Annotated in this window: 15 protein-coding genes; 11 read left to right on the forward strand and 4 right to left on the reverse strand. The window is 44.7% G+C overall.

Annotation, left to right across the window (positions count from 1 at the left end; translation table 11 throughout):
- Window positions 1–7 precede the first annotated feature (7 nt).
- The 8 genes from JHD44_RS10935 (at window position 8) to phoR (ending at window position 8,054) form a co-directional block, all read left to right on the forward strand.
- Window positions 8–1,180, forward strand: coding sequence for an amino acid ABC transporter permease (locus JHD44_RS10935; RefSeq protein ID WP_199462785.1), 1,173 nt, complete (start codon window positions 8–10; stop codon window positions 1,178–1,180).
- Window positions 1,181–1,190: 10 nt separating this feature from the next.
- Window positions 1,191–2,291 (forward strand): amino acid ABC transporter permease, encoded by a 1,101-nt coding sequence (locus JHD44_RS10940; RefSeq protein WP_199462786.1) that lies wholly within the window; start codon window positions 1,191–1,193, stop codon window positions 2,289–2,291.
- Window positions 2,292–2,315: 24 nt separating this feature from the next.
- Window positions 2,316–3,095 carry an amino acid ABC transporter ATP-binding protein gene (locus JHD44_RS10945; protein WP_325097086.1) on the forward strand — a complete coding sequence of 260 codons (780 nt, stop codon included), beginning with the start codon at window positions 2,316–2,318 and terminating at the stop codon, window positions 3,093–3,095.
- Window positions 3,096–3,200: 105 nt separating this feature from the next.
- Window positions 3,201–4,466, forward strand: coding sequence for an HDOD domain-containing protein (locus JHD44_RS10950; RefSeq protein WP_325097087.1), 1,266 nt, complete (start codon window positions 3,201–3,203; stop codon window positions 4,464–4,466).
- The gene (locus JHD44_RS10955; protein ID WP_199462787.1) at window positions 4,463–5,023 is read left to right on the forward strand and encodes a chorismate--pyruvate lyase family protein; all 561 of its coding nucleotides are present in this window, start codon (window positions 4,463–4,465) and stop codon (window positions 5,021–5,023) included. Before JHD44_RS10950 ends, JHD44_RS10955 begins: the two co-directional genes overlap by 4 nt.
- Before the next feature lie 22 nt (window positions 5,024–5,045).
- A complete protein-coding gene (gene ubiA / locus JHD44_RS10960; protein ID WP_199462788.1) occupies window positions 5,046–5,900 on the forward strand; it encodes a 4-hydroxybenzoate octaprenyltransferase in 855 nt (284 codons plus the stop codon).
- An 84-nt stretch (window positions 5,901–5,984) separates the two neighbouring features.
- A complete protein-coding gene (gene phoB / locus JHD44_RS10965; protein WP_199462789.1) occupies window positions 5,985–6,680 on the forward strand; it encodes a phosphate regulon transcriptional regulator PhoB in 696 nt (231 codons plus the stop codon).
- A 6-nt stretch (window positions 6,681–6,686) separates the two neighbouring features.
- Window positions 6,687–8,054, forward strand: coding sequence for a phosphate regulon sensor histidine kinase PhoR (gene phoR, locus JHD44_RS10970; RefSeq protein WP_199462790.1), 1,368 nt, complete (start codon window positions 6,687–6,689; stop codon window positions 8,052–8,054).
- 63 nt (window positions 8,055–8,117) lie between these two features.
- Here the strand turns inward: phoR and JHD44_RS10975 are convergent, their stop codons facing one another.
- Together JHD44_RS10975 and cysZ are read right to left on the reverse strand one after the other, a co-directional pair.
- Entirely contained in the window at window positions 8,118–8,948 is an 831-nt protein-coding gene (locus tag JHD44_RS10975; protein WP_325097090.1) for a response regulator, read from the reverse strand.
- A 9-nt stretch (window positions 8,949–8,957) separates the two neighbouring features.
- Window positions 8,958–9,728, reverse strand: a complete 771-nt coding sequence (cysZ, locus tag JHD44_RS10980) for a sulfate transporter CysZ (RefSeq protein WP_199462791.1) — start codon at window positions 9,726–9,728, stop codon at window positions 8,958–8,960.
- A 213-nt stretch (window positions 9,729–9,941) separates the two neighbouring features.
- Between cysZ and JHD44_RS10985 the strand changes: the two genes are divergently transcribed.
- The 3 genes from JHD44_RS10985 to JHD44_RS10995 are packed head-to-tail and all read left to right on the forward strand — an operon-like array spanning window position 9,942 to window position 12,606.
- Complete coding sequence (locus JHD44_RS10985; protein ID WP_199462792.1) at window positions 9,942–10,445, forward strand: molybdopterin-dependent oxidoreductase; 504 nt, start codon at window positions 9,942–9,944, stop codon at window positions 10,443–10,445.
- A gap of 6 nt (window positions 10,446–10,451) precedes the next feature.
- A complete protein-coding gene (locus JHD44_RS10990) occupies window positions 10,452–12,254 on the forward strand; it encodes an ATP-binding protein (protein WP_199462793.1) in 1,803 nt (600 codons plus the stop codon).
- Window positions 12,255–12,264: 10 nt separating this feature from the next.
- The gene (locus JHD44_RS10995; RefSeq protein WP_199462794.1) at window positions 12,265–12,606 is read left to right on the forward strand and encodes an Hpt domain-containing protein; all 342 of its coding nucleotides are present in this window, start codon (window positions 12,265–12,267) and stop codon (window positions 12,604–12,606) included.
- Window positions 12,607–12,664: 58 nt separating this feature from the next.
- Here JHD44_RS10995 and phoU read toward each other — a convergent pair whose 3' ends face one another.
- Together phoU and pstB are read right to left on the reverse strand one after the other, a co-directional pair.
- Window positions 12,665–13,387 carry a phosphate signaling complex protein PhoU gene (phoU, locus tag JHD44_RS11000; protein WP_199462795.1) on the reverse strand — a complete coding sequence of 241 codons (723 nt, stop codon included), beginning with the start codon at window positions 13,385–13,387 and terminating at the stop codon, window positions 12,665–12,667.
- Between the two features lie 17 nt (window positions 13,388–13,404).
- Window positions 13,405–14,235, reverse strand: a complete 831-nt coding sequence (gene pstB / locus JHD44_RS11005; protein WP_133561647.1) for a phosphate ABC transporter ATP-binding protein PstB — start codon at window positions 14,233–14,235, stop codon at window positions 13,405–13,407.
- Window positions 14,236–14,248 lie beyond the last annotated feature (13 nt).

Genomic DNA, 14,248 nt, shown 5'->3' on the forward strand with positions numbered 1-14,248 from the left:
AACCAAGATGAGCGAAAAAACAACGACGAATACGAGCTTCTTGAACGATGCTGGCAACCGCGCCATGCTGTTTCAAGCTGTGCTCCTAATTGCTGTGGTCGCTGTGGGTTATTACTTATTCCATAACCTTCAAGCGAACCTTGAAAATCAAGGGATTTCGACTGGTTTCGCCTTTTTAAACGAACCAGCTGGCTTCCCAATTCTAATCCACCTTATTGAATACACTGAGGCCAACACTTACGGACGTGCCTTTGTTGTTGCTTTGATTAACACCACTCTAATATCTTTGATGGGGATTATCCTTGCGACCATCATTGGTGTAATCATGGGCTTAGCACGATTGTCCAATAACTGGCTGGTTGCACGTTTAGCAACGGTTTATATCGAAACATTGCGTAACATCCCGTTACTGTTACAAATGTTCTTCTGGTACTTTGCTGTACTAGCAACCTTGCCACACCCACGCGACAGCTTAATTTTTGGTAATTTCTTCCTAAACAAACGTGGCATTTACTCACCAGAACCGATTGCACAAGACGGATTTGGTATCGTCATCTTTGGCTTCCTAGCGTGTGTCATGGCTGCCATTGCCCTAATCGTTTGGGCTAAAAAACGCCAAAAGCAAACTGGCGTTTGGTTCCCTGCCTATTGGACATCGCTGGCGATCATTATTGTTGGCACAGTTGTGTTCTACTTCCTTGCTGGGTCTCCAGTAGAATTTGATGCCCCAACGAAAAGCCGTTTTAACGTAACAGGCGGTATGGTACTGGTACCTGAGTTTGTTGCTGTGCTAGTCGCTTTATCTACGTACACTGGCGCGTTCATTGCTGAAATCGTACGTGCGGGTATTTTGTCGGTGAACTGGGGACAGACGGAAGCATCGCGTTCGTTGGGCTTACCTGATGGCTTAACACAGCGTTTGATCGTATTGCCACAGGCACTACGCGTTATCATTCCACCGCTAACCAGCCAATATTTAAACCTTGCAAAGAACTCATCTTTGGGTGCAGCCATTGCCTACCCAGAGCTAGTAGCCGTTGTTATGGGTACCACATTGAACCAAACCGGTCAGGCTATTGAGACCATTGGTTTATGTATGTTGGTTTACGGTTCTTTAAGTTTGTCCATTTCAGTCTTTATGAACTGGTACAACAAGAAAATGTCATTAATTGAGCGATAAGGGGGCACACATGGCGATTGAATTTAAACCTTCTCCTAGCCTACCACCACCGAGTAATGCTGTCGGTCCGGTCGCTTGGGTTCGTAAAAACTTTTTCTCTTCACCGCTGAACATCTTTTTAACGTTCTTCAGCTTTTACATTCTTTATTTGTTAATTCCCCCTGCTCTAGAGTGGGCGATTTTTAACGCAACATGGGAAGGCACATCGAAAGCCGCTTGTACTGCTGGTGGCGCTTGTTGGGCATTCATTAGAGTTCGCTTCGACCAGTTCATGTATGGTCTGTATCCAGCGACGGAATATTGGCGTGTCAATGTAGCGGCAATTTTACTGGTGGTTCTGGTGGGCATGTTTGCCATCAAAGCGATCAATAAGCTATTGCTGTCGATTGCTATCATCGTGGTCTACCCGATCATCGCCTACTTCTTGTTTGCGGGCGGAATATTGGGCTTAGAAGTGGTAGAAACGTCGCTTTGGGGCGGTCTATTCTTGACCATGCTACTGGGTATCATTGGTATCGTAGCATCTTTCCCACTGGGTATTATTTTGGCGCTAGGTCGCCAGTCTAAAATGCCGGTAGCGAAATCTGTTTGTGTCATCTTTATCGAGACCATTCGTGCCGTTCCTTTGATCACAATCTTGTTCATGGCATCGGTGATGATTCCGCTGTTCCTGCCAGACGGCATGAACTTTAACAAGCTGCTACGTGTTCTAATCGGTATTACCTTGTTCTCTGCAGCCTACATGGCTGAGGTAATTCGTGGTGGTCTACAGGCCATTCCAAAAGGCCAGTACGAGGCCGCTGATGCAATGGGGCTTACCTACTGGCAGTCAATGATTTTGGTCATTTTGCCGCAAGCATTGAAGCTGGTTATCCCAGGTATTGTGAACACTTTCATCGGTCTATTTAAAGACACCACGCTGGTTTACATCGTAGGTATGTTCGACTTCTTAGGCATCATTCAGATGGCAAACCACGATGCCAACTGGTTAGGAACAACGACAGAAGGTTATGCCTTCGCAGGCTTTGTATATTGGGCTATCTGCTTCGGTATGTCCCGCTACTCTATGGCGGTTGAGCGTAAGTTAGATACCGGACACAAGCGGAATTAATAAGAGAATTTGAGGCCTTTACACATGACAGAACAAAATATGGCACTTGCCCAACTTGAGCCGGGCGAAGAAGCAATCATTCAATTTAGCGATGTAAACAAATGGTACGGTGAATTTCACGTACTGAAAAACATCAACTTCAGCGTTAAAAAAGGTGAGCGTATCGTTGTCTGTGGACCATCAGGTTCCGGTAAGTCAACGATGACTCGTTGTATCAACCGTCTTGAAGAACACCAAAAGGGCCAAATCTTGGTCGATGGTATCGAGATGAACGATAACCTTAAAAACATTGAGGCGATTCGTAAAGACGTGGGCATGGTGTTCCAGCACTTTAACTTGTTCCCGCACTTGACCATCCTTGAAAACCTGACACTTGCGCCAATCTGGGTTCGTAAAATGCCTAAGAAAGAAGCGGAAGCCATGGCAATGCATTACTTGGAGCGTGTAAAAATTGCTAACCAAGCTTTAAAGTATCCAGGTCAGCTTTCTGGTGGTCAGCAGCAGCGTGTAGCGATCGCTCGTGGTTTGTGTATGAAACCACGCATTATGCTATTTGATGAGCCAACATCGGCTCTTGACCCTGAAATGATCAAAGAAGTATTGGATGTAATGATTCAATTGGCAGACGAAGGCATGACCATGGTGTGTGTGACGCACGAAATGGGCTTTGCAAAAACCGTTGCCGACCGTGTGGTATTCATGGATGCAGGAGAAATCGTAGAGGCGAATACGCCACATGAGTTCTTTGAAAACCCGCAGCATGACCGTACACAATTGTTCTTAAGCCAAATTTTGAACCATTAAAGTTTGCTATTTTGCTCAAACAATACTAAAAAAGCCCCTTAAGGGGCTTTTTTCGTTTTCATAATCATGCACTAATATAGTTGAACAATTCTATGGGGATGTAGAGTGTCTGAGCAAGCCATTGAACAGCCGAGTCGAACTCGAGTAAGGATCGTTCATTTAGCCGATCACACAGGAAAGTTACAGGTCATTTTTCCGTATGACAGCATGCTGGATATGGCGTCGTTGTCGCGTTTGACGAAACGTAGATTTGACCCAATCGCGAACTACAATATTGAAGGCGACCCTCTCGTAAAACCCAATGCCTGCTCAACCATTATTGATTCGTCTTTATTAAGTCACGACATCATAGAGCTTCGTACTAGTGCTCAACACAGCTATAAAGAATTTACTCAAGAAGAGTTTTGTTCGCGATTTCAGGGCCCTCTTGCGCGCTATGAAAACATTGCGATTCCTCTTTCTAGTATTGATAAGCCGGTTCATGATATAGACCAAGATGCACAACAAATGCAGACTGCTCTTGGTAAATTTCAATCTATGAGACTGAAGCAACGCTTAGAGGAAACCTTAGAGATTCCACCTCTTCCTGCTTCTTCTCATCGAATTATTCAATTGTGCTCCAATGAGCATGCTGGCACTGATGATTTATGTGATGTGATCAGTTTAGACCCGTCCTTATCCGCGCAAGTCATTAGCTGGGCCTCTTCGCCTTATTACGGTGTACGCGGTGAAATTGAATCCGTTGAGGAAGCGATTATTCGCGTTCTTGGTTTTGATATGGTGATGAACTTGGCGCTCGGTTTGTCCATGGGAAGCGCTTTGCAACTGCCTAAAAATGGCCCGCGACACTATGAGGATTTTTGGTTTAGCTCCGTATCACATGCGGTACTTATGGAAGAGTTAGTCCGTAAAATGCAATCAGATCGCCCGCGCTTAGGTCATGCCTACTTATCTGGTTTATTGCATAACTTTGGCTACTTGGCCATTGCGGTCGTACTACCACCACACTTCGGTATACTGTCTCGTTATATTGAAGCCAACGCGCACCTGCCATCTGACATCATCGAGATGCAAACGCTTCACTTCACGAAAGAGCAATTAGGCGCTTGGTTGTTAAAGCACTGGGGACTTCCTGAAAGTATTTATACTGCTGTCCGCTACAGCAGGACCGAAGACTATGATGGTCCATTCAGTAAGTTGGCTCAATTACTCCAGTTGTGTCACCAGCTTTTCAATGATCAAGAGCCTGACGAGTCACTACTGTCTACTCTCGGGTTATCTGCTTCAGATGCCAAACAATCTCATCACAAAGTGATTAGCTCATCCAGCGAATTGTCTAAGATGGTAGATTTAATAAGCGGATCTAAATGAACCTGCTAGACTTCAAGAAAATTAAACAACTCGACTACCAATGGCACAGCATTAATCAGGTCCGTCGAACCAGTATTCCTAAAGATATATTACCTTGGCTGATCACACGCTTCTCGATCACGGCAAAGCTTAGGCAGGCTGGCCAGTTAAGAGTGGATGTGCTGGAGGACAGTTGGCAAACGCCCACGCCTAGAGAGCAGTTACGCCTACGACTCAAATCTCGTGAAACTGCTCGTGTTCGAACCGTAGTACTGTATTTAGATAATGAGCCGATGCTTTACGCTCGATCCATTATCCCCGCTCGCTCAATGAAAGGCTCATGGCGCTTTCTGCCATACTTAGGTAATCAGCCTCTAGGTGGCTACGTGTACAAATCCAGAGCACTTCGACGCAGTACGACTGAAGTTGTTAAACTACCCGCTGGCTTGATTCAAAATAGTAATGAGGCATTATGGGCTCGACGCTCAGTATTCATTGAATATGGTCCCGGTATTTTGGTCAATGAAGCCTTCTACCCTGCTATTAGCCGCGCTACCAAAATGGCTGGACAACTTTAATCACCGCAACAATAATGCCCCTATGAGTAAAATTAAAGATTACGCTGAATTAACACGTTTCAATCGGCCCATTGGTTCATTACTGCTGATGTGGCCTACATTATGGGCCTTATGGCTCGCTGCTGATGGCTGGCCAGATTGGCATCTTGTTGTCATTTTTGTTCTAGGTGTTTTCAGTATGCGTTCCGCCGGTTGTGTCATTAATGATTTTGCTGATCGCAAAGTGGATGGGTTCGTTGACCGAACGAAGAATCGTCCATTGCCCTCCGGACGAGTATCAGAAAAAGAGGCCCTATTACTGTTTGCAGGACTATCAGTCCTAAGCTTTATCTTAGTGCTGCTAACGGACTGGAAAACGGTATTACTTTCATTTGTAGGGCTCTTTTTAGCTGCGCTTTACCCTTTTATGAAGCGTTATACACACCTGCCTCAAGTGTTCTTAGGGTTAGCCTTCTCTTGGGCAATTCCGATGGCGTACAGCGCTCAAGGAGGCAGTCTCCTGGACCCAGAGCTGTGGATGCTGTTCGTAGCAAATAGCTTTTGGACCATTGCCTATGATACCTATTACGCAATGACCGATCGTCCTGATGACATAAAAATTGGCATTAAATCCACCGCTATTCTCTTTGGTCAGTTTGATTTGTTGGTAATCATCGTTTTGCAGGGGTTAACCTTATCTCTGTTGATGTGGGTTGGCATACTAGCGCATTTAAACATAATATATTTTATCAGCTTATTAGTAGCTGTTTGGCTATTTTACCAGCAATATCAACAAGCAAAGAACCGTGATCGACAAGCGTGTTTTAAATCTTTTTTGGATAACAATCGGGTTGGTGGCTGTATATTTGCGGGAATATTACTAAGCTATTACCTGTGAATATGGCAATGATGTGACAATTTAACACAGCTGTCATATTTAGCCGCTTTAATATCTACCGTTCCTGAGATGAGGGTATGTCCTGTGACCGGTAAAAAAGTACTGATAATTGATGATGAAGCACCAATCCGCGAGATGATTGCCGTCGCGCTGGAAATGGCAGGCTATGAATACATGGAAGCTGAAAATAGCCAACAGGCGCATGAAATGATCGTAGATCATCGTCCTGATTTGGTATTAGTTGACTGGATGATGCCTGGAGGCAGTGGCGTCGAACTGACACGCCGTTTGAAAAAAGACTCCACAACGGCAGAAATTCCAGTGATTATGTTAACCGCTAAAAGCGAAGAAGATAACAAAATCCAAGGTCTAGAAGTCGGTGCGGATGATTATATCACCAAACCATTTTCACCAAGAGAATTGGTTGCACGCCTAAAAGCGGTTTTGCGTCGTGCCACGCCGCAGGGTGTCGACGATCCAATCGAGGTAGAGGGGCTACACCTAGACCCTATTAGTCAACGCGTCTCTATTGGCTCAACCCCTATTGAGATGGGTCCAACGGAATACCGTTTACTTAAATTCCTTATGACTCATCAAGAGCGAGCTTATTCTCGCGCTCAGCTGCTTGATCAGGTCTGGGGGGGAAATGTCTATGTTGAAGAGCGTACCGTTGATGTGCATATCCGTCGCTTACGCAAAGCGATTGGTGAAACCCATGACTTTTTAATTCAAACAGTCCGTGGAACAGGTTACCGTTTTTCGGCAAAACGTACGGCATAAGGTTTTATGAAGCGAACTTGGCAACGAGCTTTCATTACATGGATTATTGGACTGATGGCTGTCATTACCATCGGTTTCGTACTGGGCCACATTCTCGCACTCGCATTGATTTATACACTGGGTACACTGTATTGGCAGTTGTACCAGTTGTATCAATTTCATTCTTGGCTGCGCCGCTCCGGTAAAGCAGCACCTCCTGAAGCTACTGGCATCTGGGGGGAAATATTTGATGCGGTCTACCGCCTGCAAAAGAAACAACGCAAATCTAAACGTCGCATGCGTCAAGCGCTCAATCGAATTGAAAACTCGACTGCCGCGCTGAAAGAAGGCGTTATCATGGCCGATAGTAATGGCAATCTCGAATGGTGGAATAACTCCGCTGGCTTGCTATTAGGTTTGCAACGCCCTGTAGACCGAGGGCAGCCGATTACCAACATTCTGCGTAACCCAGACTTCTTCAAGTACTTCACGCAAAAGCGCTTTGGCGAGCCTTTAGTCATGAAGTCGCCATCGAAAGAAGGGGTGTACCTTGAAGTACAAACCACACTGTATGATCAAAACGATCACCTGATTTTCGTACGAGATGTGACACGTTTGCACCTACTGGAGCAGATGCGAAAAGACTTTGTCGCCAACGCCTCACATGAGCTGAAAACACCTTTAACGGTTATCAAAGGCTACCTTGAAACATTATCGATGTTTAAAGATAGCCTGCCGCAATCCATGCAGCGTGGTATCGTGAATATGAGCGATCAGTCACTGCGTATGGAGCATCTAATTGAAGACCTATTGCTGCTCTCTCGGTTAGAGACCAACGATAAGCGAGAAGCCCATCAATGGCTAAAGCTTGAAGACTTGTGTGAGACTATTAAGAAAACCGCATTACCAACGCTTTCTGACAGCCATAAACTGAGTTTTGATATTCCTGAAAACAGCTATATCTATGGCGCGTACAACGAGCTTTACAGTGCGTTTTCAAACCTCGTCTTCAACGCTATTAAGTACTCTCCTGAAGGGGGCGACATTCAAGTACAGTGGACGCAAAATGAATTCAGTGGCATTTTTTCAGTCGATGACCAAGGGCTTGGTATTGACCCGCGCCACATTCCTCGATTGACAGAGCGCTTCTTCCGAGTTGATAAGGGACGAGGTTCGGGCACAGGAGGCACTGGACTGGGGCTTGCTATCGTCAAGCATGTGCTAATACACCACAATGCCAAACTGCAAATCCGCAGTCAGCCAGGTACAGGCAGCACATTCTCTTGTCATTTCCCAACAGATCGTGTTCGTCAAGAAGCGTTACTCGCAACGGTCGCTAGTGACGTCCCAGACAATCACAACACAGCTGCAGCGGAACAACCGTCTCAATCTTAATGTGAAATCAGCCGCACCTTATTATTTCTGGGCGCGGCTGGATATGGGATCTTCTATTGGGGCTTATAAAGACTGAAATAAGCGATTTATAAAGGCTTCTTTCTCAGCGTCCTGATCAATCAAAGATAGGGTAACGGTTAGGAAGGCAGAATCGGCTTTCTTTTCTGTGGTCGCTACCGACTGAACATAATAATTCAAACGGTTTACTTGCTTATCATGGGATAGGTCTAGGACGGCTTGATCCAAAACAGTGGGAATCACATCGTCACTCTTGATCAACATAGTGGCTTCGTCTTTGGCAAAATGCACCACCATACAACGGAACTCTTTACCCGCAAAGCGTACCTTAGTTGGGATTTTAACGTCTTTGGAGGATGCCTCTGGGTTAGTAATCTTAGGCGTCGGAGCAGCCTTAGCAGAAGCGTTTCCCGCCATCAAAACATCCAGTGAGCCAGAAGCAACACCTCCCGAGCTTGTCACAGGTGCTTTTGCTGGGGCGCCAAGTTTTTTTTCAATGCCATTGCGTTTTGCTGCAGACAGGACTTTCTGTATTAGTTGGTCTGCTGAGAATGGTTTACCGAGATAGTCGGTCACACCTGACTGTACCGCTTCGACCACATGGGACTTATCACCTCGACTGGTAATCATCACAAATGGCAAAGTGTCTTTCTTATAATTTGGCTGCTCTCGGCACCATTGTAGCAACTCAACACCTGTCATTTCAGGCATTTCCCAGTCACAAAGCACCATATCAAACGTCACTTTTTCTAGCATTTGCTGTGCTTTGCGACCATTGATTGCTTCTTCAACTGTGACCGAGGGAAAACGTTTACGTAAGGTACGTTTTATTAAGTCACGAGTAAACGAGGCATCATCTACCACTAAAATTTTCACAATAGGGTCCTATCGAGTCTGAGCCAATAAATCTGCGTAATTAACAAAATGTTCACTAAACAGTTTTATCCATAATAAAGTTGCCGCTACGACGGCGATCGGCATCACAAATAAATTCAGGAATGGAATCGTAACACCTAACATAATGATGAAGCCAAATGTCCAGCACAGCAGAGGTTTTTTGCGTAAGGTCGCCCGCATTTCATGAAAGGGGACTTGGTTATTATCAAATGAGTAATCCATGTATTGAAGTGCCAACATCCAAGCAGAAAACATGACAATTAAAACCGATGCAACCACGTTTACAACAGGGATCAACGAGAGCAGTAACAACCCCACAAAGCGAGGTAGAAAATAAGCCAACTTTTGTAGCTCACGTTTCAAGCTTCGGCCAGCGATTTTTAACAAGCCTGACGCACTCAGATCTTCATTAAACTGCTTACCCGTTTGCTGCTCTTCCACCTTTTCCGCTAAGAAAGCCATAAACGGTGCTGCCAAGATATTAACGCCAACAGAAAAGCTGTAAAACATTAATAACCCGATCGCGATATTCAAAAGCAGATAAAACAACCAGTTCAAAAAGGACATCCACTCTGGCACGTAGTCCATCATTTCATCTACGGCAATATTCATATAGCTCAACGCGACGGTATAGAGTAAAGCCATTAATGCTATATTCGCCAAAATAGGCGCCAATAAGAAAAAGCGCAAGCGCTTAGACAATAGCAAAGGAAAGGCCTGTATAAATGCGCCAATGGCACTAAATGGATGCGTAATCACGAGTTGAGCTTCCTCTTTTTTAATCACTACAGACGTAACAACGTTGCGCTATTTAAGCATATTTTCGCACAGAACGGCTTATCTAAAAACTTGTCACTTTTCGATGATTGTAAAGTAGGAGCACAAAAAGGATTTGTTCTAACTCAAACAGGGAAATTTGATACACTTTAGTACTTGATCAAATATCCAACTAGAAATGCGTCAGGAACCAAGATGATACGTTTTGCCATTCAAATGCTGTTACTTTGCATATCAAGCATAACTTTTGCTGAGATTGAATCACCCACTGGACGAGTGATTTTAACCACCTCTGGCGCAATAGATGAATTCAATACAGATGAAAAGCAAGCTCAGTTTGATTTAAGAATGCTACAGCAGCTTCCTGCTCATGAAATTCAAACACATAACCCTTGGGAAGAAGGTATACATCACTACGTTGGTTTCCACCCGCGAGATCTTCTGCAATGGCTCAAAGCCGATGGACATATTCTACGGTTAACCGCTTCAAACCAGTATGTTACTGAAATCCCCCTCTCTGACTTTAACGATTGGGACGCCATTATTGCTTATGAAATGGACGGACATCCCATTTCTGTACGTAATAAAGGGCCGTTAATGGTAGTGTACAACTTTGATAAACATCCAGAATTGAGAAACGAAGTACACTATGGCCGATCCATTTGGCAGATCCAAACTCTACGTATCATGGAGCCCTAGTCCTTTATGAATGCAGAGCCTAAGGCATCAGAAAAACCCCGTTTTTTCGAGCGTCACCTCGGTAAGATGCTCGTATCCTGTGCTTTATTGTCCGCTGTATTTTCCTTCTTACTGATTCCTCTTGCTGACAGCAGTACACGCTTAAACGCAAGACAAGTATTCGATAGCTCACGTTGGCACTCATTGCAATTGCAGTTACAGACTTACCGCTTAATGGATTATTTATCTGATGTGGATGAGCGCGACTTACCTCTTCAGGGCAATGCATACTTTCAATACGACCTTGTACTGAGCCGAGTTGACCTACTACGTAAAGGTGAGCTGGGGCGCCATATTCGAAACTTTGCAAATGGACGGGCCACCCGATTACTGAATATTATCTCTGGCGAGCTCGAACTCATTAGCTTAAACATCGATCACCTTGAACAAGGCAAGTTAGATCAAGTTCCTATTCTCATCGAGCGCTTAAGAGCACTGGATTCTCAGGTAAGTGATTTTGTCGTCATCGTCAATCAAAGTGCCAATGACTACGTTACAGAAAAGCGAGCAGAACTGGATATTCAGATAGAGTGTATTCAAATTATTTCGTTAATACTGCTTATTCTCACAGCGATATTGCTGATTATTAGCTTTAAATTATCTAAGAAATTAGGTCATGTTTTTAAACGTAATACTCGTTTAGAGCAGCGAGTAAAAGATGTACAAGCAGGAAAGTTTGAGACCATTCGACAAATTAACGCAGAATTGCAGCCATCCCTCATAGGCACCTTAAATAGCAGCACATCTTTGCTTCAACAAAACTTATCAGGAAGCATCAATATTGTGCTGGAGCGTATTGCGAGTAACCATCAACAAGTCTTGACTCAGCTGGATTGCTACCATGATTTGACTCTAATTGAAGCCGATCAACTGACGCCAGTATTAACATTTGGAAGCCTGAGCCAACAACTAAGTGCCAGTATTGAATCCGTCAAACAAACCATTAATAGTTATCGTATTCGAGCCTTATGTTGTATCGATCCACACCTTAATGATTGTGTTGAAACAGATTTAAAACGCTTACACGAAATACTGGTGACATTAATCACTCAGTTAGCTCCTTATTGTCAAAGTGCGGATTTGCTTATACAAGTGCGTCCATCCACATTACCGATTGTCAGTCTCCCTCGTCGATCAAAACAACACCCTCTTAAGATGATCCAAATTAGCATTCGAGATAATGGCGAAGGCTTACCAGAAAGTATCCAAGATGGGCTACGGAGTAATCCGCATAACCCAAATAATACGATCATGAATCAAATTCAACAGATGGGGATGGGGTTTACATTCTGTCACTTTCTTATTAGCGCATTACAAGGCGAATTACACTTTTCCAGTTCACCAGGGAAAGGGTCTGAGATCTGGATTGATTTGCCTATGGGAGTCAATGAGAATGAGCCCAACAGAAACCAAGATACGGTACCCACGCCTGATACGGTGATGGCTATATTGGAGTCTGACAGCCTATTGGATCAAGCGTTACTTCAGACAATGAAACCTTTTGTGCATACGATGAGTGTTACAGAAGCCCAGCTCAATGAGTTTCTGTTGATTTCCGAACCGATACCATTTCAGGCTCTGTTTATAAATCAAATCCATCTATTACATAATGAACAGTTGGATTGCTTACTTCATCTTAAAGCTCACGGGGTTGATTTAATACTTTCACAAGCGCTCATTCAGGCCTACCCTGAGTTAGCGGGCAGTAAAAGCTTTCAGTACCCTATTACACCTAACCAACTGCGTTCAATTACACAATTTTCAGACTAGGAGTTTTTTAATGGCGGTCGACCAAATACAGCTCAAAACCCTTAAAGATATATTGGGTAGTGAAACACTGAATCGTGTAAAAGAAAGTTACATAGAAGACAGTCAACCAAAGCTTGAGCTACTTGGCAATGCCGTAGAAAGCCTCGACTTTGCGACCATTGAGCAGTTGAGTCACTCCCTAAAATCTGCCAGTTCAAACCTCGCCTTAAGCGAGTTAGCTAGACTTTTCGCGAACATGGAAGCCGCTGCCACACAGCAGGAGCCCAGCTCTTTAGCTGCACTCTATGATGCCGTTCAAGTCACCTACCCTGAAGAACTGCTAGAGCTCGACTCTCTCTTAAATGCGGGGTAACCAATAAAAAAGGGCTGATAAATCAGCCCTTTAGTAACCTAGTTCAGTTCATCAACCGCTAGATTTTCTTGTCGTCCTGAGCCACTTTCTCAAGCTGCTCTGCTGGCATATGACGTACGTTGACACCATTGATCAAGTACACCAAGTGCTGGCAAAGAGAACGTGAGTGGTCACCGATACGCTCAAGTGAGCGCAGAATCCAAATAACATTGAATACACGACCAATCGAACGTGGATCTTCCATCATGTAAGTGATCAAAGAACGAATCGCAGTTTTGTATTCAAGGTCCACAGTACGATCAGCTTTGGCAACACTGACCGCTAGATCAATGTCCAAACGCGCATACGCATCCAGACTTTCACGTACCATGCGCGTTACTAACTGACCGATACGGCTGATTTCTACGTAACCACGTGGCGATTCACCTTCATTGATCAGTTTCAAGGCATGGTTAGCAATCTTTTTCGCTTCGTCGCCCATACGCTCTAGTTCACCAACCGCTTTACTGATCGATAGAATCATGCGTAAGTCGGTTGCCGCAGGCTGACGCTTCGCCAGGATGCGCGTACATTCTTCATCAATGATGCCATCTAGCTGGTTGACGGTCGCGTCTTTTGCTTTCACTTCTTCAGCTAGGCTGCCATCGCTTTCAAGTAGCGCATGGATAGCATCCGCGACCTGATTTTCTACTACACCACCCATGGTCAAAAAGTGCTGACGTAGGGTCTCAAGCTCGGCATTAAACTGCTGAGAAATATGATCCGCTGTTAACTCTCTCATAATCGTCGTTCCTTATCCTAGCCGTAGCGACCAGTGATGTAGTCTTCAGTTTGCTGTTTCGTTGGGTTGGTAAATAGGCTGTTGGTATCACCAAACTCAACCATGTTGCCCATGTACATAAACGCAGTATAGTCAGAAACACGTGCTGCCTGTTGCATATTGTGAGTAACGATGGCAATCGTGAATTCTTCTTTTAGCTGGTGAATCAGCTCTTCGATCTTCAAGGTAGAGATCGGGTCAAGTGCCGATGCTGGCTCGTCCAAAAGAAGTACTTCTGGTTTAACCGCTACTGTACGAGCGATAACTAGACGCTGTTGCTGACCACCAGACATACCTAGGGCACTTTCGTGTAGACGGTCTTTTACTTCGTCCCAAAGCGCCGCTGAGCGCAGTGCCCATTCAACCGTTTCATCGATCACACGCTTTTTGTTGATACCTTGAATACGTAGGCCGTAAGCCACGTTTTCGTAGATACTTTTCGGGAATGGGTTTGGCTTCTGGAATACCATGCCCACGCGACGACGTAGCTCTGCTACGTCGGTACCTTTTTCGTAGATGTTCGTGTCATGCAGGTTGATTTCACCTGTGATGCGACAGCTGTCAACCAAGTCGTTCATACGGTTGAAGCAACGTAGCAGCGTTGATTTACCACAGCCAGATGGGCCGATAAACGCCGTTACTTTCTTTTCAGGGATGATCATGTCGATCCCTTTCAGTGCTTCTTTCTCGCCGTAGTAAAGGTGTAAGTCTTTAACGGAAAGACAAACTTTTTCGTCTTCAATGCGCAGCGCCTGCTGGCTACGTTGCATTGCTGAAATATCGATAGAGTGTGTAGTTGTTTCGCTCATAATAGTCTCTCTC

It is taken from the genome of Marinomonas ostreistagni, from assembly GCF_016461785.1.
In the GTDB taxonomy this organism is placed as follows: domain Bacteria; phylum Pseudomonadota; class Gammaproteobacteria; order Pseudomonadales; family Marinomonadaceae; genus Marinomonas; species Marinomonas ostreistagni_A.